The sequence below is a fragment of the Bacillus sp. XF8 genome, from assembly GCF_017498755.1.
In the GTDB taxonomy this organism is placed as follows: Bacteria; Bacillota; Bacilli; order Bacillales; family Bacillaceae_G; genus Bacillus_A; species Bacillus_A bingmayongensis.
The window spans coordinates 1-26,724 of record NZ_JAGDQK010000057.1; the positions used below are offsets into that span (position 1 = coordinate 1).

Here is a 26,724-nt window from a genome sequence, read left to right on the forward strand (position 1 = left end):
AGTCTTCGAAGTAGCGGGCATGTGATGCTTGGTGGATTTTTAATTCGCCTACTTCTACTATGCCTTCTTCTGGCATATATGGGTATTGAATGGATTTCATATTTTTTGTCGTAATTGCCATTTCAACATTACGAATAAGTGTTGCTTCGTCAGAAATGGAAGCAACTTTTGGCTCGAAGTCACACTTCATAACGAATACGAATGGATCGTCAAAGTATTTACGTAGTTTTGCTTGGACAACTAAAAATACACCACCACGTACTGCACTCGTATCAATATATGTATAAACGAGAGGTTCACTCATATCTTTAAAATTCTCTTTCGTTTCCGCAAAGCGGATGCGATTAAATAAATTATAATGCGGGTTTGAATCGAATTCGTGCCCAGTTTCTACAATAAATCGGCCGATTTTTGTTGGGGCTTGTTCGGTTTTTGCATGACGTTCTACTTTTCGTTTAGATATTTTTAATAATTCACCATCTAAGAACTCTTTTAAGGAACTATCTTCATATTCTTCAGCATCTAACGTTTGGAAATGTTTATATCGTTTATCTGCTTGTTCACCTTTTCCTTCTACTTGTACGACATAGAAGGAGAGGAAATTTATTTCAAAATCCATATTTATCACCTTGTTTCATTTCATTGACTCTTATCAGTATAGAGATGGAGAAAACTTTCGTCAATTTAATAAAGTAAAACGAATAACAAAGACTTACTATTTGTTAATTCGGAATATAGGAAGGGGGAGAGCCCCTTCCTTATATAGTTCTTTGTTTTACTAATTAAAATCCATCCTCAAGTGCTGAAAATGGAATGTTGAGTCGATTCTCTACAGTACGTAAACGTTGATTTAATCGATTGAGTCTACGTGTATGACGTTCTACTGTCTGCTGAAGTTGATTTACTTGACGGTTTAATTGATTTACTCTTTGTTCTAGCTCATTTACTCGTCTTTCTAACTGACGGCCGCCACCACCTGGGAATGAAATTGGAATTTGAAATTGTCTGTTTGGATCATAGGGATCAATTTGTTCAGTTTGTTCTATATATGGTTGGTATTGCGGTTGTTCGTCATATTGCCCTTGATAATTATAAGGGGGGTAGGGGATATATGAATTGTAGGGATACATAAACATCCTCCGTTCTCTAAATTTGGTTGAATTCATCATAATGTATGTGTAAGAGCGGATGGATGGCACGGCAAATACCTATTTTGAATAGGGGACTTCACCAAACGTATTTAAGAGGATTTGTGAAGTTTTTTATGAATGATGATTGTTTTTTAAAAAATTCAAAATTATTAATGTATTAAAATTGTTTTTGAATTATTATTTGGTATATACTGGTTAAATAAGAGGAAGATTACAATCTTAACAAACTTAAGTTTTTTAAGTAAATATGTGTAGACATTTCTTAAAGAAAAGAGTAATTTTAATATAGTGGAAATCAAATTGTAATATTTTGTAGTTATATTGCAAAGTCATGTAATCATACATACATAAAATTGAAAACAAAGAGTAGAAGATGTAAGTAAAGGAGAGAGTATATTGTTACGTAAGGTACATAGTTTAGTAATAGGGGTATTATGTGTAGGTGTAGTGAGCGGTTGTAATACAAAAGTAAGTGAGGTTTCATTAGTAAGTGGCATAGGCGAGCATACTGTAGAAGCAAAGACTGGCGTCAGTGACAGTGTAAGTTTAGTTGATGCTAGAAGTGGGAAAGAAGTAAAAAATGTGAATCTAGCAAACTTAGGTTATTTTGAAGATGAGAATAAATTTAAAAAAGAAGTAACGAAGGTTGCTAAGGAAGTTGGAAAAAGCATCGATCAAAAGATGGTTCCTTCACGTATGGCTAGTGATGGAACATGGCAAGAAGGTAAGCCTTCTTATGAGTTAATGGAAAAAGAGCTAGTCGATAAGTTAATGAATGTAGGAATGTGGGATTCTTCATATCAATTGCCGATTGTTGAGAAAAAACCTGTAGCGACACCAGCAGATGCAAGTGGAAGTGGTGCAGTTTTAGGGAGATATGAAACGAACTTAGGTGGTTCTACAGGCGGTAGAATTGAAAATATTCGTTTGTCTGCGAATAACATTAGTGGTGTAGTACTAGGAAAAGGAGATCGTTTCTCTTTTAATGCGTTAATCGGAGATACAACACCAGATAAAGGGTATCAGTTAGGGAAAGAAATTGTTGATGGGAAATTAGTAGATGGTTATGGTGGTGGAGTATGTCAAACATCTTCTACTCTTTATAATGCAGCCGATCAAGCTGGATTAAAAATGGTAGAAAGAACAACACACTCCAAAACAGTAGGATACGTTCCGAAAGGCCGAGATGCTACAATTGCATATCCGTATTTAGATTTAGTATTTGAAAATACAAATGATGTGCCTGTGAAGCTTTATATGAGCATAGAGGGTGGAAAGCTTGTTGCTGAGGTACGTGCAGCAAGATAAGAGTAGTGTTGCCGTTCGTAAAAGCTTGATTACTTCAACTAGCTGTTAGTGGCGGGAGGAAAACTACCACTAATAGCAGTTTCACGTTATCACTATTTGAGCCATTCTTTCTAGTATTTTTCTAGAAGGAATGGCTTTTTGTATACATATAAATCAGTAATGGGAATTTATATGCTGATTAAAAAACTTCTTTTGATAGACTAAAGTAAATAGGTTGTTTGAAAGGAATATTTACAATCAGACATCTATAATTTGATATGAAAACGCCAAGTGAGCCAAATGAGAGTTTGTCCGAATAGATAAAAGTTTTAATAAAAGGTAATAGACATAACTTTGAGGAGGAAGAACTGTGCAATTTATTTTGGAAACGGTAGCGATTGCTGGAATAATATTCATTATTTTGATTTTTGCATTTAGTAAAACGTTAAAAGATGTTAATAGAAGGAAGAAGAATAAAGAAGACAAATGATATATAGAAAAAAGGTGCTTATGTATAGAAAGCACCTTTTTTCTATGAATAACACTTTAAGCTTTTGTATAATTTAAATCCCAGATAACGCCAAAGCAATCTTTCACTTTAGCAAATTTTGCTCCCAAGAATGTATCTTGTAATTCCATAAGTACAGTTCCTTTTTCGATTAATGTATCGTAAATTTTTTGGATTTCATCTTCACTATCTAATTCAAGAGCTAATGAAATATGATTTCCAACTTCAACGGATTGACCTAAAAATGCATCGGATACCATGAAAAATAAACCATCTTTCTTGAAACGAGCGTGCATAATGCGATTATCTACTTCCGGTGGTGTTGGGAAGTCAGCATCACCGAAAGTTTGGATTCCTTGAATTTCTCCTTCAAATACCGATTTATAGTATTCAAGTGCTTCTCTCGCATTTCCGTTGAATGTTAAGTATGGAGTAATTTGTTGTTTCATTTGTAACGCTCCTTTAATGTTTTATTATGTTACTTAAGTAACAGTTTACTTGCTATATTCAGACTCAGCGATCGATCTAACACGATTAACAAAGTCAACTACAACTTGATTTGTAGCAGATTTCATGTATAACTCAGCTTGCTCAGTTAATGGTTGGTTTGTAGCGGTATATTTAAATAATGTTTGAATTTCATCTATTTGTCTCAATTCGTATGTAGCAGTAATATCAAACATATTTGCAAGAGTAAAGCCTGATTTCAATTTTTTGTGTGTGGTTGTATTTATATAATCAAGTGTTTCTACATCATATTCCTGAATTTCTTCGCCTTCTTTATATTTTTGGCGATAAACATTCCCAACAATTGTTTCTGTTTCTTTGAGAGGTGTATTCTCTATCACCTGAGGCATTAACTTTTGCATTTGATCTAATGAACCATCAAAATAAGAAAACAAGTGCTCAATGGGTGTGTGAATGATAATTTCTTCTGTCCAACTTTTCATTTTAGTCCTCCTTTTTGTTTGAAAATAATTCCATGATACAAACAAACGTTCTGTTCGTCAAGTTGTTTATAGAGTTTGATGCTCATTTACAAGTTGAGAAAATTAATTATTCATTGGTATAGTTAGAGTTAAATTTCTTTTCTCCTATAAAATACAATTGTATTACCGCATAAAGAGGTATTGGATGAAGTGAAAAAGAGATTGGTAGAGAAAAATCATGAATTAACAGAGAACGTGAATGGGTTCACAGTAGTGGACCCAAGTGGAATTACGGTGCAGTTTGAAGCAGAGGTAGAATAATGAAAATAAGGAGGAGAGCGGATGGTGAGCTTTCCTCCTTATTTTTTGTATGTAATCGAGGCCAAACAAAACTGAAAAGAGATTTATCCCGCATTAACAGGCAGTAATACTCCCACCTCAAAATTCGGCGGAAGCAAAGAAGTTAGGTGGGAGATAAACTGCCTGTAAAAGCCCGATTGGTTCAACTAATAATCAGTGGTGGATGAAGAAAACCCCCACTGATTAAAGTTTCACTTTATTTTTTACGTATGGTAAATATTTGAGCAAGATGATGGTTCATATGATCAATATAATCTGTAACAAGCCATTCTAAAGTTACTTCCTGTTGGTCTTCTAATCTACATGTAAGTTGCCATTGTTCATTCTTTACATTCGTTAATAATTTTATAATTTGTATATTAATAGCTTCCCATAATTTTAGAATTTCATTTGATGAAAAAGATTGTTGATAATTATGCGCATATACCCACGAATCTTGATCATAACCAGTGAGTGTAATAGCTTCCTTTGAAGTAAGAATATCAACAAAGCGTTTATGGTTTATCGTACCGGAATCACAAAGGTGACCTAATATTTCTTTTTTAGACCATTTTGTTGGGGTGAGTTTTATGTCCATGTCAGAAAGAAGTATCACTTTTTGAGAAGCAGTATGAATTGTATTTTCTAATTGGATTGCTAATGTAGACATGTGAATCCCTCCGATTTCTATAGTAAATGGATGATTACAGCTCAATCCAATATCTTCTTACAATATTCCCGTTTTCTTCGGTGAAGTCACTGTCACGAAGGCCCCTGTTATGTAAAATTGTTTTTTCAGAGGCAACATTCCATTCGTCGCAAACGACAAGAGCTTTGGTAATATCCAATTCTCTTGTTTTTTCTAATGATAAAGCTAATAATTTTGTAGCATATCCTTTGCGCCTTGCGGAAGGGCGTATACCATAGCCAATATGCCCACCAGCATTAAATAAATGTTCAGTTAAACGGTGACGAATATTTACAGCTCCAACAATTTTTTTATTATCTGTGACAAGCCAAAAAGTAGAGTCAGGTACCCAGCCGTTACGGAGATTTTTTCCTTCTGCTGCATCGAGTAAATCTTGAACCATTTTTGGAAAATTAGTAGGATCTTTTGCAATAACCCAAGGAACCATCGTTTCACCACTATTTTTCCATTCTTGATAGAATTCTAGGTATTCTTCTTGTAAGTCAATTGTAGGTTGCACTAAGTAGACATTCATTCTAAATAGACTCCTTTTATGTGTTTTTCGAATATTAAAACAATCTTAACATAATTTGGATGTTAGAGAAATAAAGTACTTGCCAGACATTGATGTTTGTGAATATAGAGATTGTAGATCTAGATTTCCAAATGTTATTCATTGTCTCAATGAACATGTATATGAAAGTTTGTAATACTTATTATACATTTGAAACTTATTTGCAATATTTCACCATGTTTATAATGTTAATTAACAAGAATATACAGATGAAATTCTGTTTATTTTCGTTTAAACTAAAGGTAATATCCTATTAGGAGTATTGATAAATACCACTTAAGATGAGTGTCTAATTGGGTTGTTAAGTAAGGAGGGTTTCCATGATTGATTTACTGAAAAAGATAGGTTTGTCTGATTTAGAAGCAAGATGCTATTTGACGTTACATGAAGAGCCAGATTTGTCCGGGTATGAAGTTGCAAAACGGGTATCTGTTTCAAGAACAAATGTATATGCCGCTTTACGATCATTAACAGACAAAGGGGCTTGCAGGAGTATAGAAGGGGAGACCGTTCTTTATAATGCTGTTCCAATAGAGCAATTAATACGTCTTTTTCAAACTAAATTTGAACAAACTTCGAAAGCTCTTATCAATCAATTAAAATCTCCGCCTAGACCTGCACCTGCTTTTTATAATTGGCAAGGAAGTAATGCGTTAGATAATGCTGTACGTCGCGTTATTGCAAATGCAGAAACATCTATAGTTGTAGATATTTGGTCAGAAGACTTGCACTATATAGAGGAAGCGTTGCTTGTAGCCGAATGTAAAGGAATTAGTGTCATCTTAATTACAATTGGAGCATGTAAAACACCTCTTAAACATGTATTCCAGCATTACAGGGATGAAGAGTGGCCTACTGATGAAAGGAAGTTTTCTATTCTCTGTGATTCTAGTTCAGCTTTAATTGGTAGTTTTGAAGGAGATATTAAGCCATCTGCATTAGAGACGAATCATCCAGCAGTAATTGAAGTAATAAAAAATGCTTTTTACCATGATATGATGATGCAACACATCGAAGAAGATTTTGGGAAAGAATTTCAAAAGAAGTACGGAGAGAATTACCGGAAAATGTTAAGTTATTTCAAAGAGAAAGGTTTGCATGTTTAATAAAGGTAATTGATATTGAAGTTAATGGATGAGTTGTTTAACTAATTTCAACATGAAGAAATGGAAAAGTAACTCCGAAATCTCTAAAAGAATATACTTTTTCACATAAATCAAAAAGAGTCCAATACAAGTGGGCTCTTTTTCGTTTTCTTGATGATATGAAGAAGTTCTATTCATCCCGAATACGTTGCTGTCTATCATAATCGAAAAATTAAACGAAATGCTAATTGTATAAAGTGTTACGACGTGTGTGACGTTTAAATGACATTGAAGGAATATAGAAGTAGTTGTCACAATGCGATTGAGTCCTAGCATGTTTTTTCTGAATTTTATTACAGCTGAAGCAAGTTAATATATTAGGTGCAATCTACATGTAAACGGTGTGTACCACAGTGTAAACATTGGAAAAGGTAACCTTGCAATGGAGTTGTTTCTAAATTAACACTTGAATTATTTGATTTTTCAGATTATTATGTATGGAATAGTTCATCAGGTGAATCGTTATAAAACGATCTTAAATTGTATATGAAATCTGTAACAGAATGATAGGAGAGAATGAAATGAAAGCTGAAACTGAAAATTTGATAATTGCCTTAAAAGAGATACTTCCTGAAACACAAGTAGTAGTAAATGAAACGGTGAGAGAGTTGCACAGTAAAGATGAATCTTATCATGCTAGTAGTCTGCCAGATGTTGTTGTATTTCCAACAACGACAGAAGAGGTTAGTGAGATAATGAAACTAGCAAACAAGTACCAAACACCAGTTGTGCCATTCGGAGTAGGCTCAAGCTTGGAAGGTCATGTGATTCCATATGAAAATGGGATTACAATGGATTTTTCACTTATGAATCAAATATTAGAGGTGAGAGAAAATGACTTTCTCGTTAAAGTCCAACCGGGGGTGACTCGATCGCAACTCAATAAAGAATTAAAAAAGCATGGGTTATTTTTTAGTGTAGATCCAGGAGCTGACGCTACGCTAGGCGGAATGGCTGCTACGAACGCGAGTGGAACGACTTCAGTAAAGTATGGTGTTATGCGTGACCAAGTTCGAGATTTAGAAGTTGTACTCGCAGATGGAACCATTATACATACAGGAACTCTAGCGGCAAAGTCGTCATCTGGTTATCATTTAAATGGTATATTTGTTGGATCAGAAGGAACACTTGGTTGCTTTACTGAGTTAACTTTAAGGGTATATGGAATACCTGAACATACTATGGCGGCAAGAGCATCTTTTCCGACGGTAAATGATGCAGTGGAAGCTGTGATTGATATTTTACAAGCTGGTATTCCGATTGCGAGAATTGAGCTTGTTGATGAACTGTCAATGAAACAAGTGAATCTGTATAGTGAAACAAATTATAGAGAAGAGCCAACATTATTTTTAGAGTTTCATGGAAATGAAGCCGGATTAAAACAAGATATTGAATTTACAAAAGAGATTGCCGAGGATCACAAGTGTAAAAGTATTGAATTTGAAACGGAAACAGCTGCTAGAAATAAATTATGGGAAGCAAGGCATAATCTAGCATATGCTTATGTTCATAGTTATCCGGGTAAAAAACTGATGAGTACAGATGTTTGTGTCCCAATTTCAGAGTTAGCTCATGCAATTCAGTATGCAAAAGAAACTTTAGATTCTGCCGGAATTGTTGGTGGGATCCTTGGACATGTAGGAGATGGGAATTTTCACGTTTTATTAATGGTGAATCCAAATGATAAAGAAGAAATAAATAAAACAGAAATAGCAAATGAAAAAATTGTGTTATATGCCCTTAAATGTGGTGGAACATGTACAGGTGAACACGGGGTAGGGATTGGTAAACAAAAATATCAAGAAAAAGAGCATGGGGCAGCACTTCTTGTGATGAAAAAGATGAAACAAGCTTTGGATCCGAAAAATATTCTGAATCCGAATAAGATTTTTAAAATCCAAGAATAAGGAATGATCTGATGAAAACGTTAGAAGCAATCAGTAACGTAGCAGGAAGATATTTTGCCATTTGGGTTAAAAGAACGCGATATTAATATGCATGAAGAATTCGGTTTTAAACCTACTGAACCAATTGTAATGCCTGACTAAGCACATGCTATGGTATATTTTCATGACCTAGATGGAAATTCATTGGAGTTTATTTGTAAACTTTCATCAAAACCTGAAGATAAACCTGATATGTATTTGAGTGAGTGGGAAAAGTATTTGGAGAATAAAGATTTATCATAATGAGTGAGAAGGAGAGTGAGTATGCACTTTCGTCTGGAGCTATTTGTCGAAGATTTGCAAAAATCTATTAGGTTTTATGAGGAAATCCTTGGTCTGGCATTCTCAAAAAAGAATGAGACTGGTGCGACGGTTAAACTAGCGAATTTTGCTTTATTACTAACTCCTGATTATATTCTTAATGAAAATCATTATTTAAAAAAGGGAGGGCTTAATCCAAAAGGTAAGGGTGTTGAGGTTATCATAGTTTTTGATAATATCGAACAATTATACCAACATGTATTAGAAAAAGATTATCCAGTAGAATCTAATCTTAAATCTCAATCTTGGGGAATGAAGGATTTCCGTATTGTAGACCCTGATGGTTATTATTTAAGGTTAACCTCATATTGAATTTTTTCCTATTTGAAGTTATTATACACTAATACTTAGATTTAAATAACTATATTGTCACTTTACATTTCTCGTTTTGGGGACACTTCAAAATACTAGATTGATGTGCATGGGGCACCATACCAAAAAAAGAAAATTGTCTGGCATTCATTATATGATTTGTGACTCAGACTGGGAATCAGATTTTGAGTCCTTAATTTATTGATGTTAGCTCTTTTGGATTTCGTGAGGAATACTAGGAGAGGGGAGAGTTAATTTCTGTATATTAAAATCCTTCTCTATTATTTGTCTTTTAAACAAGATGATTATTATTTCTATTTTTTATGCTCAAGATTCAATTCTGTAAAATAAAAATTCAAAGAACTAAAATTAGTCTATACAAAAGCATACGGTGATAATTAGCTTGAAGGTAATATTATTTTAGTAATTCTACATACTAAAGAGCATAATGTAAAAAGGAGTTTGCTCTTATGAATGAAAAATTGAATCAAGAATTGAAAAGTAATTTAGATGATACAATTTTACCTTTAACTTCTCTTGGTAATGGAAGTAGCATCGAAGTTGCATCCCACATCTATTGTTTATGTATAAAAATTGTTAATGTATGTTTTGTTGGTGATTCTACAAAGCCAAACGAATGGGTTCTAATTGATACGGGAATGCCAAAATCAATGAATCTCATCATAGATTTTGCAGAAGAAAAGTTTGGGAAACATAGTAAACCCAAAGCAATTATTTTGACTCATGGTCATTTTGATCATGTTGGTTCTGTGAGTGAATTAATAAAAAAATGGGATGTTCCAGTTTATGCACATAAGCTAGAAATCCCCTATTTAAATGGTGAAAAAGACTATCCAGATCCAGATGGATCTGTGGAGGGCGGATTGGTAGCGAAAATTTCTCCTTTGTTTCCAAATGAGGGCATTGATTTAGGTAAATGTATACATGAGTTGCCTCCAGATGGTAGTGTTCCCCATATGCCTGGATGGAGTTGGATACATACACCAGGGCATACTCCTGGACATATGTCTCTGTTTCGAGATGTAGACCATTTTTTAATCGCTGGAGATGCTTTTGTTACAGTAAGGCAAGATTCATTATATAAAGTATTGATTCAACAAAAAGAATTAAATGGTCCACCAAGATATCTGACTACTGATTGGGAGAACGCCTGGGAGTCTGTAAAAATACTTGAGAAGTTGAATCCTAAATCTGTAGTGACAGGGCACGGCCTACCTATGTTTGGGGAAGAATTAAGAAATGGATTGCGTCATTTAGTAAAGAATTTTGATAAAGTAGCTATTCCTGATTACGGAAGATATATTTAACAATAATCATTATATGAAATATTAAAAGCCTAAATTTCTTACTTAATTTACAATAGAAGTAGTTTATTTATTAATAAATTAAAGTTTCCATAAAAAGGAGAGACGATGTGTCTCTCCTTTTTATGGAAACTTAATTCGTTTTAACATGTATAAATATTGATTTTCTTCTTAAAATATAGCTAGAAGACATAGGCAAGAGAAGGAAATATGACAATTTTTAATAAAAAAGTTATGTATTCCTCCAAAGTCTATTCTGGTCTCTTTTTTATAACTAGGAAAATGATTGCTGTAGTACAAATAAATATAAAAGATATTTTTAGAAAATGTTAAAAAAGGAGGCATGTGATTATGAAAGCTGTAACCTATCAAGGGCCAAATCAGGTACAGGTTAAACAAGTTGATGATGCGAGATTAGAAAAAAAAGATGATATTATTGTAAAGATTACTTCAACAGCCATTTGCGGATCCGATTTACATTTATACCAAGGTAATATGCCTTTACCTCCAGGATACATTATCGGTCATGAACCAATGGGGATTGTTGAAGAGGTGGGGCCTGATGTCACTAAAGTAAAAAAAGGAGATCGTGTTGTCATCCCCTTTAATGTTGCTTGCGGGCATTGTTTTTATTGCCAACATGAAATGGAAAGTCAATGTGATAACTCAAATCCTCATTATGATTCTGGTGGATACTTTGGTTATACAGAGAAATTTGGTAACCATCCAGGTGGTCAAGCTGAATATTTAAAAGTTCCTTTTGGTAACTTCACTCCCTTTGTTATACCAGAATCATGCGAGCTTGAGGATGAGTCACTACTTTTTTTATCTGATGTTTTACCGACAGCCTATTGGAGTGTAATAAATGCAGGTGTAAAATCAGGCGATACTGTTATCGTGCTTGGTTGTGGACCTGTTGGATTAATGACACAAAAATTTGCTTGGATGAAAGGTGCCAAGCGTGTAATTGCAGTTGATTATTTGGATTATCGAATAAGTTATGCAAAAAAGATTAACAATGTTGAGGTATTTGAGTTTACAAAATACCCAGATATGGGAGAATATTTAAAAGAAATTACGCATGGTGGAGCGGATGTGGTCATCGATTGTGTAGGTATGGATGGAAAGAAATCGCCTTTGGAGTTTCTTGAACAAAAATTAAAATTACAAGGGGGAACCCTCGGTCCTATACAAATTGCTACAAAAGCCGTACGAAAATATGGAACGGTCCAAATGACAGGTGTTTATGGTGGCAACTATAATGCATTTCCACTAGGTGCATTTTGGGTTAGGAATATTAACCTTAGAATGGGACAAGCCCCGGTCATTCATTTTATGCCGGAATTGTTTGAAAAAATAACAAAAAATGAATTTGATCCAAAGGAGATTATTACACACAAACTCCCTCTTGATGAAGCGAGTTATGGTTATCAAATTTTTAATAATCGTGAAGATAATTGTATAAAAGTTATTCTGAAACCTTAAAAGTCCGTCCTTTCTCATTAATCCTTTTTAATTATTCTTTATGTTAAAGATAAGATTCAATTCCAAGATCTTATCTTTTTTATTTTGAAAAATAAATACTGAATGAATTTTGAATATAAATATAAATAGTTTAAATGTGGCTTTAAAATAAAGTCACGATGCTTGTAAGAAAGACGCGAAGTTTTGAATAAAGTTGCGACGTTTATAAAAAAGATGCGATGCTTTATCTTTTCAATTAATGTCTCTTTAAAAATATGTTTTAGACTATATAAAAAAATATCAAACTGTTAAAAAATAATTGTAGACCAAAAAGATATTTTTAATCAAACTTTATTCCAAACTAACAGCAAGTAGAAAGTAATCAAAATTTTTTCAAAATAGTTTCTTTTTACTTTTCACTAAATAAGGATTTACAAAAAATTTTTGAGTAAATCTTATTCCTATCCAACAACAGAGTATGTTTAGTGCGTATTTCTTTTGGGAAAACTAAGAATATACATTGGTGGAAAGGATACGATTTAATGGCTATTAAAACCGATAATACAAATCATTCAACCCCTTCTGTCTACTTGACCCGTAATCTATGGTCAGGCATCTTATTTGGACTAGGATTAGCGGCTTTTATAGATGAGACTATTTTTCATCAACTATTGCATTGGCATCATTTCTATGACAAATCCACAACAGATATTGGAATGATTTCAGATGGCCTTTTTCATGCTTTTAGTTGGTTTGCAACGATTGGTTCATTGTTCATGGTTGCTGATCTTCGCCGTAGAAATGCATTTTGGTTGAAAAGATGGTGGGGTGGAATAATGCTTGGAAGTGGTGGATTTCAATTATATGATGGTACAATTCAACACAAGCTAATGAAAATACACCAGATTCGATACGTAGAAAATGTTCTCATCTACGACGTGATATGGAACATAGTTGCGACTGTAATGATCTTAATTGGCATTTTACTAGTTTTTCAAACAAGAAAAGAATTAAAACTATTGAGAGGTAAAGTTTTAAATGAACAATAATCATCTTCATCATGAAAACGGAAATTTCTTGGAGTTCCTGTTGTTATTATTGATTGTAATTATATTAATGATTTATATCATAGCTACAGTCTTATCAAATCGTCATCACAAACGATGGCCGTTACATCGAACTGTCTTCTGGATTTTAGGAACTGTTTGTGTGGCTACAGCAGTTGTTAGTCCCTTAGCCCATCGTGCTCATATTGATTTCACAGTGCACATGCTAGGTCATTTACTCCTTGGGATGCTCGCTCCAATTTTTATGGTACTAGCCGCCCCGATGACTCTTTTCCTGCGAACGCTCAATGTGAAAACAGCTCGACGTCTTTCAAGTGTACTAAAGAGTAGACCACTACAAACACTTAGTAATCCAATTGTCGCAACCTTACTTAATTTAGGTGGGCTATGGATTCTCTATACGACGAACTTATACTCGATGACGCATCAAAATATATTTCTTCATTTGTTTATACACCTTCATGTTTTTATTGCAGGCTATCTGTTCACCATATCAATGATTTATATTGATCCAGCACCGCATAGTTATACTTATATATATAGATCAATTGTTTTAATAGTTGCATTGGCCGGTCATGGGATATTATCAAAATATATTTATGCTCACCCACCTACTGGTGTAATCACTGCGCAGGCTGAAATAGGAGGCATGCTAATGTATTATGGTGGGGACTTAATTGATATAATTCTTATATTTATTCTTTGTTTACAATGGTTTCGGGCCAGCAGACCGAGAACCAAAGTACATGAGTCAGTAGGTTCTTAAACATTACCAGCTTCTTTTTAGTTAAAGACTTCTAAATGAGTTTTGATCAAACTTTATTCTAAACCAACACTAAATCATTAACACATCTCCTGTCGAGCTAACTCAATTAAAGAAGTAACCAGATACGATTTGGTTAAAAGAAGTCGATAGTATTGCTCTTCAATTAACATTGAAAAATCTCGCAGATGCTATTCTACGATTCAAATCTAGAAAGAATAAAGTTTCATCTACAAAATCAAGAAAACGAATGAAAATATTGCTATTGTAGACAACAAAATGAAATTACCTAAATTTGACCTGGTTCGCTTTGACAAAAGTTGTGAAGTAAAAGGGTGTATCTTACATGCAACGATTCGGCGCAACCCAAGTGGTAAATATTTTGTATCTAACTTTGTCGAGACAGAGGTACAAGAAATGCCTAAAACTAATGTTGGACTAAAAGATTTTGCGATACAGGAAAGTCCCCACATGACTTTAATCCACCTGTAGGTATGGAATGAAAGTATCGCAAAATCTGTAATCCCCTTACTTAATCGATATAGAAAATAAGCATCTTAAACTTCAATTATGATGGGAAGAATCATTGGTTTTCTTTTTGTATGTGAATATATAAAGTTGCCCAGTGTTTCCCTTAACTTTCTTTTTAAAACATTCCATTGGCTAATATTAGCCTTTTTTAAATCATTAATAGTTTCAACGGTTAGTTGATTGATTTTCTCTAAAAAATCTTCTGAATCGCGAATATATATAAATCCACGAGAAATGATGTCTGGACCAGAAATTATGTTCTCGTCTGTTTTACTAAGAGTAATAACTATTACAAGCATACCATCTTCAGAAAGCTGTTTACGATCGCGTAAGATAGCGTTTCCAACATCTCCAATGCCTAATCCATCTACATATATATTACCAGCAGGTATTCTTCTAGTTTGATGAGCAATCTGATTCTTAATATCGACAACTTCACCATTGCTAATGATATAGATGTTCTCTTTCTTAATACCCACGGACTCTGCTAACTGGCTATGATGATGTAACATTCTAAATTCGCCATGAATAGGAATAAAATATTTAGGTTTCATTAAAGTAAGCATTAATTTTAATTCCTCTTGATATGCATGTCCAGAGACATGCATTCCTGTTGAACTTCCTAATCCATAAATGACATTAGCTCCCAAGCGAAATAAATTATCTATAATTCTTGAAACATTGCGTTCATTTCCTGGTATAGGAGTTGCAGATAAAATAACAGTATCATCAGGTAAGATATCTACTTGTCGATAGCTTCCACTGGCTAAACGAGCTAGAGCTGCCATAGGTTCACCTTGACTTCCAGTACAAAGAATAGCTACTCTTGTTGGATCCATTCGGTTGATTTCATTTGCTTCAATTAACATTCCTTCAGGAATATCTAAGTAACCTTGTTCCAAGGCAACAGAAACTACATTTACCATGCTTCTCCCCAGTAAAGCAAGTTTTCTATCTGTTTTTAAAGCGGCATCTACTATTTGCTGCACACGATTCACGTTGGATGCAAAGGTAGAGATAATAACTTTTCTACGCGCCTTGGTAAACGCTTCTTCAATTCGATCACCTACTGATTGTTCTGAAGGAGTAAATCCAGGACGTTCAGCATTAGTGCTTTCCGAGAGTAAAGCTAAAACACCATTGCATCCGATTTTAGCCATTTTATGAATATCTGGATATTGATTATTAATAGGAGTTAAATCAAATTTGAAGTCGCCTGTATGAACTACTGTACCTTCTGGGGTATGAAAAGCAATTCCAAGGCAATCAGGAATACTATGATTGGTTTTGAAAAATGTTAGATTTATCTGTCCAAAATCAATTAATGAATCAGAATCAATAACAAATAACTGCGTTAGATTTTGAAGTTTATGTTCTTTTAATTTGATTTCAATTAATCCTAAGGTTAATTTCGTTGCATAAACTGGTACATTCAATTGTTTTAATAGATACGGAATACCTCCAATGTGGTCTTCGTGTCCATGTGTAACGACTAAACCTCGAATTTTATCCTTATTTTCTTGCAAATATGTAATATCAGGTATTATCAAATCTATTCCTAATAAGCTTTCATCTGGAAACTTAGAACCGCAATCAATAATCACAATATCGTCTGAATATTGTATTGCATACATGTTTTTTCCTATCTCATTAACCCCACCTAAAGCAAAAATGGATAGTGTATTTTGTACTGTACTCAAAATGAATATCCTCCTTTTTGAAAACATCCAAGCTTATTTGAATCCATATAAAGATTTTCTAATTTAGATTTATGACCAACCATATAAATGGTTGGTCATAATAATCTCAAAGCTCCATATCTTTTAATCCCGGACTATGCTCATTTGGCATTTCAGGAAGTTCTGGTACAGGAAAACCTTTTGGTGGCTCCGTTACACTTAACATTCCTTTGTTTCTACTTGGTGATTCACCTTGGAAGACCTCTCCGATTCTTGTTTCATCCAACCTAAAATTAAATTGAGCATTATGAAATCCCATTTCTACGTACTTTCTACACTCAGGATATTTATTGATATCGTAGTTTGGTACTGGGAAGAGTTTTCCCCATTCAACGCCTAAAGTTTCTAATGCTTTCGCAAATGCATTTTGATGTGCATTATCACGCACAATTAAAAAGGCAAGTGTTTCACGAAAAGTTTGATTTGAGCTCATTTCATAAATCCTTGTCTTTTGAAGTACACCAGTTGATTCAAGAACTAGGTTATCCATTAAATCACTAATTAGATTTCCATGACTGTATACCCACGATCCGTTCCAGGGGTTACCGGCTGCATCTACTGGCAATGAGCTTTGAGCACCTACAATAAAATGGTGAGGATTTGCATGTTTAACCGCCTCATCAAGCGGTGATTCATCCATACCTGCATTACCTGGCGTAGTCTCACCAGATCCATTTAATAATTGATTAATTGTATTCTGAACGAGCTCTACATGACTAATTTCCTCAAGAAAAACACCTCGAAGTAAATCACGATATTGCTTCGCTTTTCCTCTAAAATTTGAACTTTGAAAGAAATATTGCATCATCGTACGCATTTCACCAAAATGTCCGCCAAGTATTTCTTGTAAGACCTTCGCAGCGGCGGGATCTGGTTTGTCTGGTTTAATAATATTAATCAATTCTTCTTTGTAATAATACATAAAAAATACCTCTCTTTTTTGAGATAAACAACAACTGTTATATTTCCCAAAGGCAGGGGATTTATTACTATATTGCTTTTATATTCTAATTATTTATTTACAAAAGATAATTAATAAAGAACATACTCTGCTTTTTGTAAAAAGCAGAGTATGTTCTTATGTATCAAATGGAATTCGGTTTATATTTTTAGTTTTTAAAGAGGTTGTTGTTGATCTTGTGCTACGTCTAGAGCTGTTTGTGTAGTCGCTAAATCTACTTGTAGTTGTTCTTGTACATAAGTTGGGTGGTAATATCCTTTATCAACCATATATTAACTTACTTGTTTATGTATATCGATTGCATCCTGTAAAAGTTGACGTAATACTTCACGAGTTTGATCAGATGTAACTTCTGTACTTGTATATGTATAGATTCTTACAACTGTTTTAGAACCAAATAACAGATCTATTGTGATAACCTGATCTGTCATAGGTCCCATACCTGTGATATTTTGTATAAATTCATTCATTTATTTCATGAACATCTTTTGTGTTAGGGGCTACTTGCTTACCATTCCTTTGAGATATGAATTCAAGTAGAGAAAAGAAGAGGATTAGGAGTATAATGCAATCATTTCAAATAAACCCTGTTATGAAAAGCTATTAGAACAGTTCCTCTTCTTGCTCTCTCAACCATATTTTAATGAGAAAGGGAAAACTTATACTCAAATTCCGAAATAAAAAATACCATAAAAAGGAATAATTGTTTTTCCATGTTTCGTAGCATATTAAAAACATAGGAGGTGATACAATATGGCAAACAACAAGAGCGGAAATCGTAATGAATTATTGGTTCAAGGTGCTGAAAGCGCACTTGATCAAATGAAATATGAAATTGCGCAAGAGTTTGGTGTACAACTTGGTGCAGATACAACTGCTCGTGCGAATGGTTCTGTTGGTGGCGAAATTACTAAGCGCCTAGTAGCATTGGCTGAACAACAACTTGGTGGTGGATTTACTCGTTAACTTCACCCTAAGATAGAAAAGATTAGGGCAAGCGATATTGTTGATTATTGGAAGCATAGCACATTACAGTAGTTAGCATATACATCTTTTCCATGTTGTCTGTATTTAATTTATAAAATAAACTCTCATAACGAATGCATTTGTACTCAAAGATTGTTAATAATTTTAAATAATAATCTTTGAGTATTTTATTTAAAAAATTCTTTTCGAGATTACAAACATATACTTTGTGGGGAAGGTGTTTCCCATGAATCATAAAAAATCCTTTTTAGGAACAAATATACTTAAAAAATGCTTTTCAATATTGAAAAGCATACTGACTATGATCTTTATAAAAGGGAGGCATATTAAAATGGGTGTATTAAGTGGAAATCCTCAAAATGAACCTTTACATTATGGAGAAGTATTTGATATTTGGAGTTATCTTCTTGCTGCACAGGGAGCAGTTGCTGGCCATCAGGTTTACATTAACCACACGGGTGATGAAGATTTAAAGAAGTTCTTAGAAAACTTAATTGAGAATGATATGACTTCTGAAATAGAAGAACTAAAAGCACTTCTAAAGGTAAACGGTGTAGCTTTACCACCAGCACCTCCAGAAAGACCAGTTGCTTCTATTGAAGATATTCCTCCTGGAGCACGTATCAATGATGCTGAAATTGCAGCAGCTGTTTCTGCAGGTCTAGCGGCAGGATTAGTAACTTGTAGTCAAGTAATGGGAAAATGTCTTCGTGAAGATGTAGGAATGCTTTTTGGACAATTTCATATGAAAAAAGCACAAGCTGGGGCAACTTTACTACGTCTAAGTAAGAAAAAAGGCTGGATAGTTCCTCCACCATTACATGTTAAAAATACTGAACAAGCTTAATAAAAGAAGTGGCTGAAAGCCACTTCTTTTATTAAGCTTTATTCTTTGCATCATTTTCCTTTTGAATGGATCTTACTTTTTCTATTTCAGAACGGTTTAAATATTCATGTGAGATCTCCATAGCATATCTATCTTGATGCATATTAGTTGATTCTCTTGAATCTTCATCTTCATGTAAAACAGCTTTTTTCATATAGATATGAAAGAATATTTCCACCACACTAATAAGCAAAGCAGACCAAAATGCAGAAAAACCAATATTACGAGTTAAATCTATATCTGTTAAAAAATAGGTTAATACCCAAATTCCTAAAAAACTCAACCCAAAATCAGTAATTGTAGCAACCATGTTCCCATACTTAGATAGAACAAATAAATCTCCAATTAAATAGGCCGATCCTGTAATTATTAATGAAATAAGTAATATTCTTGGAAGTGAAATGTCCTGGAAAATCCCTAAAATCATCAATAATACGGCACTAATAGCGATATATTTAATTAATAATGCAACAATATGTTTCATAAATGATCCTCCTATCTTTTAACTTTCGTGTAGGAATAGTACTTTTCAATAAAAATGGGTTGCACTTTCATAAAGCACAACCCGTTTCATTGTGTTCAGGAGGTTTGTTCATTACATGATACTCATATGGCATGAAATTTTTTCGTTCTCCTACACAATACTATTTTGTGGAATATAAGTATGAATTATGTGTTAAAACAGTAAATAGTAATACCAAAAAAAGGATTATATATTTTCGAATGCTATTTTACATATTAAAGTGTGAAGGAGGTGACATAGCATGTCAAACAATAACAGTGGAAGCAGCAATCAATTATTAGTACGTGGAGCTGAACAAGCTCTTGACCAAATGAAGTTTGAAATTGCACAAGAATTTGGTGTGCAACTTGGTGCAGACGCAACAGCTCGTTCAAACGGATCTGTTGGTGGTGAAATCACAAAACGTCTAGTAGCATTAGCTGAACAACAATTAGGCGGTGGAGTTACACGCTAACTTGATATAGTAAATGGATATTAGGGAGAGATTATTTATCTCTCCCTTTTTATTTATATTTAGAATAAATTAATAATATATTTTGTGTATTGTATGTTCGTTCATACTAGAAAAAGAAAAATGTAGCTTTGAAATAAAGTTGCGACGTTTTAAAAAAAGATACGATGTTTTGAACAAAGTCACGATGTTTCTAAAAAAGATACGATGTTATTGTTAAATGACAATAAAGTCTTTAAAAAACAATAAAGTTGTTTAATTCTTATTGGACTAACGGAGCAGTTTAGTTAAAAAAGAATGCTGTTTATTTAACATCTTAGGGATTACCTAAGTATCCAATACGATGCTTTAAAGTTTCGATTAGTTCAAATATAGTTAGTTAATAACCTTAAAGAAATAGAGAGTACTTATATGGTAAAATAATATAAAAATTCAATTTAAAGGAGGTATTAAATGAAGTGGCTATTAAAAACCTTAAAACCAATGAATATTCCGAATTAGAAGGGGAAGCCTATTTCGAATTATTTGATCAAAATATTCTGGTATACATAGACCAAGATGCAGATATCGAATACGCAGAACTATGTATAACATACTTAAATTCTTTAAGTGAGGAACTGATAAATAAACTTTGTAAAGCATCTATTAGATACTGTAATGAATTTCTTGATGATATAGGTGAAGATATTATAGAATTTTCTAAACTGACAGATGTTCTACCCCATATTACACCAAATACTATATGTATTCCGAATCCTAAAAATAACTCTGAACCTGTCATTGATTTAGAATTAAATTGCACATGGGAAGAAGAACATGGTATGGAATGGATCATTCGCAGTGGGAAAGTTATGTATGTCGGAGCATTTAATGGAATAAATCCATATGGGGATTGTGATATCGGAAAAGATTGGAATTATGCTTAATGTATGATTTCATAGAAATGTAATCAAAAAATATACTAATTTTCTTATTAAACTAAAAGGTGCTTTTGTTTAATAGATTTAAACATCTTTATTATCTTTTAATGTGAATAAATTTGTATAGTTCAATATGTTATTAAGCAACTTTATTATTTCTATACAGTTATTATTTGTTGTAGCTTTGAAATAAAGTCGTATTGTTTATAAAAAAGATGTACCGTTTTTAAGAAAGTTATACCGCTTAGAAAAAAGTTGCATCGTTTTATTCCTTTTCGATTGAAGAATCCTAAATGTGTTTTAATCAAACTTTTTTATAAAACTACACGTTGTTCAACAATCAGGCCATATTCTAAAATAATTAATTGTGAAAATATCGGAAATTTGAGATGATTTGGGTAGAAGAGCTAAAATTAAAAATGTAATACAGGATGTGTATTACTATAGATATCATAGAAGGGGGAGGGGAAATATAGTAAATTCATGGGGACGACCTAGAATAAAAATCCAAAAAACAAAAAGTGAATGGATTTGGGATATCATTGGATATTCTTTTTTCTTAGGATCAATAATTTTTTTGTTCACCATTTGGGGAAGATTACCCGAGGAAGTACCGGGACATTATAACGCAGCTGGGGTTGTAGATCGTTGGGGGTCAAAGTGGGAACTTTTGATTCTACCAGGAATAGGGGTATTCATACTTCTTTTAATGCAGACTTTAGAAAAGTTTCCAGAAGTTCATAACTATCCACAAAGACTTAATGAATCGAATGCTAAGCAATTTTATTTAAATAGCCGAAAACTGATTAATCAATTAAAAAATGTTTGTTTCGTTATTTTTGCTTTAATCCAATTTGAGTCAATTTCAATAGCTTTAGGTTGGAGAAGCGGTTTTGGTAAATTATTTTTACCGATAATAATTATCGGGACAGTGATTCCAATTGTTATAGGAATAATAAGGCAACGAAAAATTAAATAATACGGGCTGAATAAACAATCTAATTTATGTCGTTATTTCGATATCGGGCGCTTTAATGGAGTAAAGATAACAAAAATTATCAAACTTTTAGATGAAAAATATATCTTAATCTGTTGTAGAGGAATCCATTTTGATTAATCTTTATTCAAAATAAGTTCTTTTTGTGTACCTGAAAATGCAGGTTTATACAAAATATTCAATCGAACTTTATTTCAAAGCAACAGTAATACAAGAAATTAAAGATAATATTATACTTTTAATTAAATTACGGGAAGAAATGAAAAGAGCAATAAAAGTAGAAAAAGAGCCACATAATGTATGGCTCTTTTTTGCTTTTTCTGCTTTATTATTAAGAATTAAAATGTTTCTCCATGCTCTCTTAATACGTACTGTATTGAATTGTTTTCTAGCTTTAGAGCGAATGTTTCTCCGTGTTCTAAGGTCTTTGGTGTTATATTTGTAGAAGTAAAACTAAAAAGTACTACTAATCCTAGAGTGATTCCTAAAAATTGAATGGCTTTTTTCATTATTTTAGTGCCTACTTTTCGCGTAGTTTTTCTTCGGCTTCGTGAGGCTTGTAGAAATATAGGCTTGCTTTGTCTGGTTGATTAGAAGAGTAGAATTTTAAAGCCAGTTGTTTAGAATAGTCATGAACGAACCCTAATTTTTTAGCTAATTTCTCTCGAAATCATAACTGCTGGAGTGAACTCCAAGTCAATGGTATTTATAAAGTTATGATTTAAATTCTCCTTCACCTTTCTGCCCGTTAGTTCAGTAACTTCAACAAAAAGAGTGTCAATCCTTCTTGGATCAATACCCCGATACTAAGCTAATTTTTAACATCTTACATATTTACGTTTGAAACCAAGCCTCCCTCTATCAATTTCTTTATGAATACTTTCGTAAGCATTTAGAAAACTGCTTTTTTTCATGTCCCGTTTTACTTCTACTGTACCTACTTCCTTTGCGGTCTCGACTGCCTTTTCATGTAGCGGCAAATATGAAATCCCCACGGTGTATAGAAAATTATTCATAGCGGATTTCGTTCGTTCTGGCGAATCATGAATCGTATTTTTCACAATTTCAAGCATATTGGAAATCCTGCTTTCGGAAAATTCATTGTCTAGGCGATTCCCTAAAAGCCAGCAGTAGCAACTCCAGCCTGCTGACATTCTCAGCTCGTCACCGCTTGCAATCCATTTATCAGCAATGTCTTGTGCAAAATCTGACTCTGATAGAGTTACTGCCACCACATAATCGGACAGCATATAAAAATACGCCCCATCCATCCAACGATCAAAATCCGACTCACTCATAGCTTTTGGGTTTGCAATAATGCCTGCAAAGTACATTGCATCGTAGTTACCTGTGGAATAAAGCTCTTCAGCTAAACGTTGATTTATTTTTATTTTCTTTGCGATTGGTTTCATAGCACCTGTAGCTACGCCAAAAAGCGGCTCGTGCGCACCATTGGATATGTACATTTTTTTAGTTCGTTCCTTACCGAGGGCTTCAAGCTCCTGCATAACTGTTTCGAAATCCATAGTTTTGCACTTCCTTCCTTAATATTAAGACTCTTTTAATTGTAACCAACTAGTTTATATTCTTTATCAAGTCTTCCGTACTTCTCAATTTTACCATTAAACTTATTCAAGTAGGATGTCTACTGCCTATAATTCCTCAACAATTCGGCCCGATTGTTGAATAGAATGACTCGCATTTTTTTTAACAACTTTATTATTTTTTAAACGACTATATTGTAAATTAAACAACTTTTTTGTCACTTTACACTAATATTACTATTGTTAACGGTAGTCCTATAACAGCCATAAGCAGTGGATCCATAGAAGATCTCCTTTCTATGTAGAAATACATATTTTCATTCGGTTTTTACTCTATTATAAAACTAAAAAAGGGGTACCGCCACACCACCATCTTTAGTCTACTCTTAAGTTGATGGATGTGGGGTAGCAACACATGCTCATCAAGCTAATATTTTGAAGTACCCCATACCCATCAAGCTAACAAATGAACATACATCAAAACGAAAAAACGGTAGTTGTTCTATCTAAAATATAGAATGACTATCATTTTTTGTTCATAAAAATGGAGAACATAATTCGTATTTTACGAAGAATTACAATTCGTTTCTTCAAGGTTAAGTTCTTTGTGATAGCGAATTAGTTAGAGAGTATGCTGAATGTGAGGTGAATAGACATGCAATTGGTTTTTAAAATTACATATCATTGTATGGGTTCTGGTGCAAAGATTATATCTATTAGTAAGAGGTAAAGGTTCTGGTGCAATAATAGCTTAATAGAAATATAGAATAGCGATATCCTGTTGATTTTAAAGATTAGGCAGCTAATCGGGGTTTCGCCAACATTTTAACGGAAATATACGCTAAGCCAATATTCAATACAATAAAGCCAATAATTCCTTCCTCTAAGGGACTATCGGCTATTAGTCGCTTGCTCATGTAGCTTTAAAATTAAGTCATACCGTTTTTAAGAAAGTCGTACCGTTTTGAAAAAAGTTTAACCGTTTATAAAAAAGTTAAATCAAAATAGTTGAAGAAGAGTTACAAAAAAGATCAATCTTTTTTATAAAAGGATAATCCGATTAGTTAGATAAACAGCAGTATAGGAGGATTATTATGACTGAAGATTTTTATTGCGATCAAGTATTGAGTGGTAAAATCCAAATAAATAAGGTGTTGGAGACAGAAAATGTATTAGCCTATTACCATACAAAACCTTTTTATCCAGTACATATTGTTGCAATTCCTAAGAAACACATACCTTCTCTAATTACATTAGAAGAAAGTGATAATGGATTATTACTTGAACTACTGGGGGGTGATTAAACAGGTTGCGACTATGGTTACAGAAGAAAATGGAGCTTGCAGAGTTATTACCAATATAGGAGATTATCAGGACTCAAAACATTTACATTGGCATATAGTCTATGGAAAACCATTGAGATAGTATCCAAAAAAGCTCACTTCATATCTATTTTAAGATAAGAAGTGAGCTTTTTTGGGGGTAACCCGTTTTTTTTGCCAGAATTACACTTAGATTGCTAAATATGATATGGTGACCCCCAATAACATAAAAAACTTGCTTTCATAAGGTTTTTGTAATTTTTTTGCATATAAATCTCTCTCGCATTAAACGTTAATTTCTGATAGTATAATATATAAAAATAATGAATGGAGCCTTATTAATGAAAAATTATAAAAAAGCTAGTAAATGGTTTCATTTTCCCTTCAATTTCATAATGTTTATAGCTTCAATAGTTGTATTCATTATTAGTATCATAGATTATAAAACCTGGATCTTTTCTTGTACATTTCAGTTACTCTCTATTAGCTGTTTAATTTCATGTTATAAAGAAATTAAAATCAAAAAATCCGAGTGATTTTCAATTAAAGAGAGAAATCCCCATGCCCATCAACCTAAGAATTCAAAGTACCCCTACTACGAAAATTTTATTATTTTTACAGTTATTTATAATAATTTCGCTCATTTTTTCGTTTTGGGGATTTTTTTAAATATTAGCTTGATGGCGATGGGGCGGATCCCTATAAAGAAAAGACACTCTTATGAGTGTCTTTTTAAATTAATACTTCAGGCTAAAATTTGTAGTTGAGATAGAACCGATAGTGTAATTATCATTGTATTCTACTGAAGCTGTGAATTTCTTGTTTTTATCATTTTTGATATGACCACTTATAAATACCGTCGCTAAATCATTTGAAGGAAATCTGTGACCAGTAATAGTTACATCTAGGTTTTCTTTTTCTTTAAAGTAATCAATAGTTGTTTCTTTTGCTTTATCTACTATTTGTTGTTCTTTATTGTTTTGGTCCATGTTACACCCTCCAATTATTATAATTATAAAGATAAATAACGCAAAAAAGGTATATTTTCGGATTTTTATTTCCATATTTACCCTCCGTTAATGTTATTCTATATTTAGAATATACTAAATCTTGTGGGAGGGGAATACTTTGAGTAATAAAGATACAGAGCAAGTATCGGATTTAAGTTTTTATCGAATGGCTAAAGATGCGTATATGACAGATGAAGAATTAGGAACAGAAATTACAGTGAAAAATGCTGATAAAGAGACTTTACAAACATGGAAAGTAGGCGAAAAATTCCATGACAAACAAACAGGAATGGATGCTGTAGTGTTTGAAAGAGAGGTAGATGGAAAAACACAAGTAATGGTAGCTTTTCGGGGAACCCAAGGGGATAAGATTCTAGTAGAAAATTCTCTAGGGATTCCGATGAAACCAGGAGAAGGAATGAAGGATTTAGAAACAGATATTGATTATTTTGTTACGCGTAGTAAAGGGGTACATGACCCAGCACCACCTCCAACAACTCCAGGATCGGAAGCTAATCATCCAGAGAAATACTGGAATGAAGAAAATAAACGATGGGAATATCATAATCAATTTGAGCAAGCTGAAAAAGTAATGGAAAAAGTCAATGAACACTATAAGGACAAAGATGTAGAATTATATGTTACAGGTCATTCACTAGGTGGCGCTTTAGCCGAGTATGTTGCTGCATTTGATGAGAGTGTGAAATGCTTGTCATGGAATGCACCTAGCGCAAAACATTTACTACCACCAGATTTGCGTGAAAAAGCTGATAATGGTGAGTTTAAGGACAGAATCGTGAGTGTTGTTCATGGATCAGATACGATTGGTTATGGTCTATTAGGACCTTATGATGGCCATATTGGCTCTACATACGCTGTGTCACCACCTCCGTCTAAAGAAGTTTTGGAAGCCATGCAAAAATTGCCCCCATCACAACAACTTGCTTTATTACTAGCAAGATTTAAAGATTCTATTTCAGGCCCTGGGTATCATTATCAAGATAGTAAAAATAAAAACTTTCCATTTGGAAATG

The 26,724-nt window shown here is 33.3% G+C and carries 27 protein-coding genes and 4 pseudogenes; 17 read left to right on the top strand and 14 right to left on the bottom strand.

Going from position 1 to position 26,724, the window contains the following annotated elements; genetic code table 11:
* Together J4P91_RS26360 and J4P91_RS26365 are read right to left on the bottom strand one after the other, a co-directional pair.
* A partial coding sequence (locus tag J4P91_RS26360) for a DUF3900 domain-containing protein (RefSeq protein WP_207996442.1) occupies positions 1-619 on the bottom strand: 619 nt, incomplete at its 3' end.
* A gap of 163 nt (positions 620-782) precedes the next feature.
* Positions 783-1,169, bottom strand: coding sequence for a hypothetical protein (locus J4P91_RS26365; RefSeq protein ID WP_193352114.1), 387 nt, complete (start codon positions 1,167-1,169; stop codon positions 783-785).
* A 378-nt stretch (positions 1,170-1,547) separates the two neighbouring features.
* Here J4P91_RS26365 and J4P91_RS26370 point away from each other — a divergent pair, with 378 nt between their 5' ends.
* On the top strand, positions 1,548-2,459 hold the full coding sequence (locus tag J4P91_RS26370) for a VanW family protein (RefSeq protein ID WP_017151524.1): 912 nt from the start codon (positions 1,548-1,550) through the stop codon (positions 2,457-2,459).
* A gap of 525 nt (positions 2,460-2,984) precedes the next feature.
* Here J4P91_RS26370 and J4P91_RS26375 read toward each other — a convergent pair.
* Both J4P91_RS26375 and J4P91_RS26380 read right to left on the bottom strand, forming a co-directional pair.
* Entirely contained in the window at positions 2,985-3,395 is a 411-nt protein-coding gene (locus tag J4P91_RS26375; protein ID WP_207996443.1) for a VOC family protein, read from the bottom strand.
* A gap of 45 nt (positions 3,396-3,440) precedes the next feature.
* On the bottom strand, positions 3,441-3,896 hold the full coding sequence (locus J4P91_RS26380) for an SRPBCC family protein (RefSeq protein WP_207996444.1): 456 nt from the start codon (positions 3,894-3,896) through the stop codon (positions 3,441-3,443).
* A 153-nt stretch (positions 3,897-4,049) separates the two neighbouring features.
* On the opposite strand from J4P91_RS26380, the pseudogene J4P91_RS26385 reads away from it, so the two are divergent.
* Positions 4,050-4,196 (top strand): annotated as a pseudogene (locus tag J4P91_RS26385) (VOC family protein); the annotation flags it as partial.
* A gap of 235 nt (positions 4,197-4,431) precedes the next feature.
* Here the strand turns inward: J4P91_RS26385 and J4P91_RS26390 are convergent.
* Both J4P91_RS26390 and J4P91_RS26395 read right to left on the bottom strand, forming a co-directional pair.
* Positions 4,432-4,884: a DinB family protein gene (locus J4P91_RS26390; RefSeq protein WP_207996445.1), complete on the bottom strand. Its 453-nt coding sequence runs from the start codon at positions 4,882-4,884 to the stop codon at positions 4,432-4,434.
* Positions 4,885-4,918: 34 nt separating this feature from the next.
* Positions 4,919-5,437 carry a GNAT family N-acetyltransferase gene (locus J4P91_RS26395; protein WP_207996446.1) on the bottom strand — a complete coding sequence of 173 codons (519 nt, stop codon included), beginning with the start codon at positions 5,435-5,437 and terminating at the stop codon, positions 4,919-4,921.
* Positions 5,438-5,796: 359 nt separating this feature from the next.
* Here J4P91_RS26395 and J4P91_RS26400 point away from each other — a divergent pair, with 359 nt between their 5' ends.
* On the top strand, positions 5,797-6,582 hold the full coding sequence (locus J4P91_RS26400) for a TrmB family transcriptional regulator (RefSeq protein ID WP_017151531.1): 786 nt from the start codon (positions 5,797-5,799) through the stop codon (positions 6,580-6,582).
* 356 nt (positions 6,583-6,938) lie between these two features.
* Here the strand turns inward: J4P91_RS26400 and J4P91_RS29825 are convergent.
* Positions 6,939-7,007: pseudogene (locus J4P91_RS29825) on the bottom strand (hypothetical protein); the annotation flags it as partial.
* Between the two features lie 135 nt (positions 7,008-7,142).
* On the opposite strand from J4P91_RS29825, the gene J4P91_RS26410 reads away from it, so the two are divergent.
* The 7 genes and pseudogenes from J4P91_RS26410 to J4P91_RS29200 all read left to right on the top strand — a co-directional run.
* A complete protein-coding gene (locus tag J4P91_RS26410; RefSeq protein ID WP_207996447.1) occupies positions 7,143-8,528 on the top strand; it encodes an FAD-binding oxidoreductase in 1,386 nt (461 codons plus the stop codon).
* Between the two features lie 303 nt (positions 8,529-8,831).
* Entirely contained in the window at positions 8,832-9,200 is a 369-nt protein-coding gene (locus J4P91_RS26415; protein WP_207996448.1) for a VOC family protein, read from the top strand.
* Between the two features lie 482 nt (positions 9,201-9,682).
* Positions 9,683-10,528: an MBL fold metallo-hydrolase gene (locus J4P91_RS26420; protein WP_374192068.1), complete on the top strand. Its 846-nt coding sequence runs from the start codon at positions 9,683-9,685 to the stop codon at positions 10,526-10,528.
* Positions 10,529-10,876: 348 nt separating this feature from the next.
* Complete coding sequence (locus tag J4P91_RS26425; RefSeq protein ID WP_207996450.1) at positions 10,877-12,010, top strand: zinc-dependent alcohol dehydrogenase; 1,134 nt, start codon at positions 10,877-10,879, stop codon at positions 12,008-12,010.
* Positions 12,011-12,531: 521 nt separating this feature from the next.
* Positions 12,532-13,038 carry a DUF2243 domain-containing protein gene (locus J4P91_RS26430; protein WP_207996451.1) on the top strand — a complete coding sequence of 169 codons (507 nt, stop codon included), beginning with the start codon at positions 12,532-12,534 and terminating at the stop codon, positions 13,036-13,038.
* Positions 13,028-13,822 (top strand): cytochrome c oxidase assembly protein, encoded by a 795-nt coding sequence (locus J4P91_RS26435; RefSeq protein ID WP_207996452.1) that lies wholly within the window; start codon positions 13,028-13,030, stop codon positions 13,820-13,822. The genes J4P91_RS26430 and J4P91_RS26435 overlap by 11 nt, the downstream gene beginning before the upstream one ends.
* A 127-nt stretch (positions 13,823-13,949) precedes the next feature.
* Positions 13,950-14,275 (top strand): annotated as a pseudogene (locus tag J4P91_RS29200) (IS200/IS605 family element RNA-guided endonuclease TnpB); the annotation flags it as partial.
* A 101-nt stretch (positions 14,276-14,376) separates the two neighbouring features.
* Here the strand turns inward: J4P91_RS29200 and J4P91_RS26440 are convergent.
* From J4P91_RS26440 to J4P91_RS29205, 3 genes are all read right to left on the bottom strand, one after another.
* Positions 14,377-16,050, bottom strand: coding sequence for a ribonuclease J (locus J4P91_RS26440; protein ID WP_207996453.1), 1,674 nt, complete (start codon positions 16,048-16,050; stop codon positions 14,377-14,379).
* Between the two features lie 106 nt (positions 16,051-16,156).
* Positions 16,157-17,011 (bottom strand): manganese catalase family protein, encoded by an 855-nt coding sequence (locus J4P91_RS26445; RefSeq protein ID WP_207996454.1) that lies wholly within the window; start codon positions 17,009-17,011, stop codon positions 16,157-16,159.
* 311 nt (positions 17,012-17,322) lie between these two features.
* The gene (locus tag J4P91_RS29205) at positions 17,323-17,520 is read right to left on the bottom strand and encodes a spore coat protein (protein ID WP_243764024.1); all 198 of its coding nucleotides are present in this window, start codon (positions 17,518-17,520) and stop codon (positions 17,323-17,325) included.
* A 283-nt stretch (positions 17,521-17,803) separates the two neighbouring features.
* Between J4P91_RS29205 and J4P91_RS26455 the strand changes: the two genes are divergently transcribed.
* Positions 17,804-18,016, top strand: coding sequence for an alpha/beta-type small acid-soluble spore protein (locus tag J4P91_RS26455; RefSeq protein ID WP_016131582.1), 213 nt, complete (start codon positions 17,804-17,806; stop codon positions 18,014-18,016).
* A gap of 352 nt (positions 18,017-18,368) precedes the next feature.
* Positions 18,369-18,884, top strand: coding sequence for a DUF3231 family protein (locus J4P91_RS26460; protein WP_207996455.1), 516 nt, complete (start codon positions 18,369-18,371; stop codon positions 18,882-18,884).
* A 31-nt stretch (positions 18,885-18,915) separates the two neighbouring features.
* Here the strand turns inward: J4P91_RS26460 and J4P91_RS26465 are convergent, their stop codons facing one another.
* Positions 18,916-19,407, bottom strand: coding sequence for a YndM family protein (locus tag J4P91_RS26465; protein WP_207996456.1), 492 nt, complete (start codon positions 19,405-19,407; stop codon positions 18,916-18,918).
* Between the two features lie 280 nt (positions 19,408-19,687).
* Between J4P91_RS26465 and J4P91_RS26470 the strand changes: the two genes are divergently transcribed.
* The 3 genes from J4P91_RS26470 to J4P91_RS26480 all read left to right on the top strand — a co-directional run bounded on the left by J4P91_RS26470 (position 19,688) and on the right by J4P91_RS26480 (position 21,796).
* Positions 19,688-19,900, top strand: coding sequence for an alpha/beta-type small acid-soluble spore protein (locus tag J4P91_RS26470; RefSeq protein ID WP_207996457.1), 213 nt, complete (start codon positions 19,688-19,690; stop codon positions 19,898-19,900).
* Positions 19,901-20,355: 455 nt separating this feature from the next.
* Complete coding sequence (locus J4P91_RS26475) at positions 20,356-20,823, top strand: DUF6985 domain-containing protein (RefSeq protein WP_207996458.1); 468 nt, start codon at positions 20,356-20,358, stop codon at positions 20,821-20,823.
* A gap of 523 nt (positions 20,824-21,346) precedes the next feature.
* Positions 21,347-21,796 carry a DUF1648 domain-containing protein gene (locus J4P91_RS26480; protein ID WP_207996464.1) on the top strand — a complete coding sequence of 150 codons (450 nt, stop codon included), beginning with the start codon at positions 21,347-21,349 and terminating at the stop codon, positions 21,794-21,796.
* A gap of 356 nt (positions 21,797-22,152) precedes the next feature.
* On the opposite strand, the gene J4P91_RS26485 is transcribed toward J4P91_RS26480, so the two are convergent.
* Together J4P91_RS26485 and J4P91_RS26490 are read right to left on the bottom strand one after the other, a co-directional pair.
* Positions 22,153-22,323, bottom strand: coding sequence for a hypothetical protein (locus J4P91_RS26485; RefSeq protein ID WP_207996459.1), 171 nt, complete (start codon positions 22,321-22,323; stop codon positions 22,153-22,155).
* A gap of 309 nt (positions 22,324-22,632) precedes the next feature.
* The gene (locus J4P91_RS26490) at positions 22,633-23,340 is read right to left on the bottom strand and encodes a DNA alkylation repair protein (RefSeq protein ID WP_207996460.1); all 708 of its coding nucleotides are present in this window, start codon (positions 23,338-23,340) and stop codon (positions 22,633-22,635) included.
* A gap of 1,112 nt (positions 23,341-24,452) precedes the next feature.
* On the opposite strand from J4P91_RS26490, the pseudogene J4P91_RS26495 reads away from it, so the two are divergent.
* Positions 24,453-24,783 (top strand): annotated as a pseudogene (locus J4P91_RS26495) (HIT domain-containing protein).
* A gap of 634 nt (positions 24,784-25,417) precedes the next feature.
* On the opposite strand, the gene J4P91_RS26500 reads toward J4P91_RS26495, so the two are convergent.
* On the bottom strand, positions 25,418-25,744 hold the full coding sequence (locus J4P91_RS26500) for a DUF1433 domain-containing protein (RefSeq protein WP_207996461.1): 327 nt from the start codon (positions 25,742-25,744) through the stop codon (positions 25,418-25,420).
* Positions 25,745-25,856: 112 nt separating this feature from the next.
* On the opposite strand from J4P91_RS26500, the gene J4P91_RS26505 reads away from it, so the two are divergent.
* Positions 25,857-26,724, top strand: an 868-nt coding sequence (locus J4P91_RS26505; protein WP_374192069.1) for a lipase family protein, incomplete at its 3' end; no start/stop codon positions are given.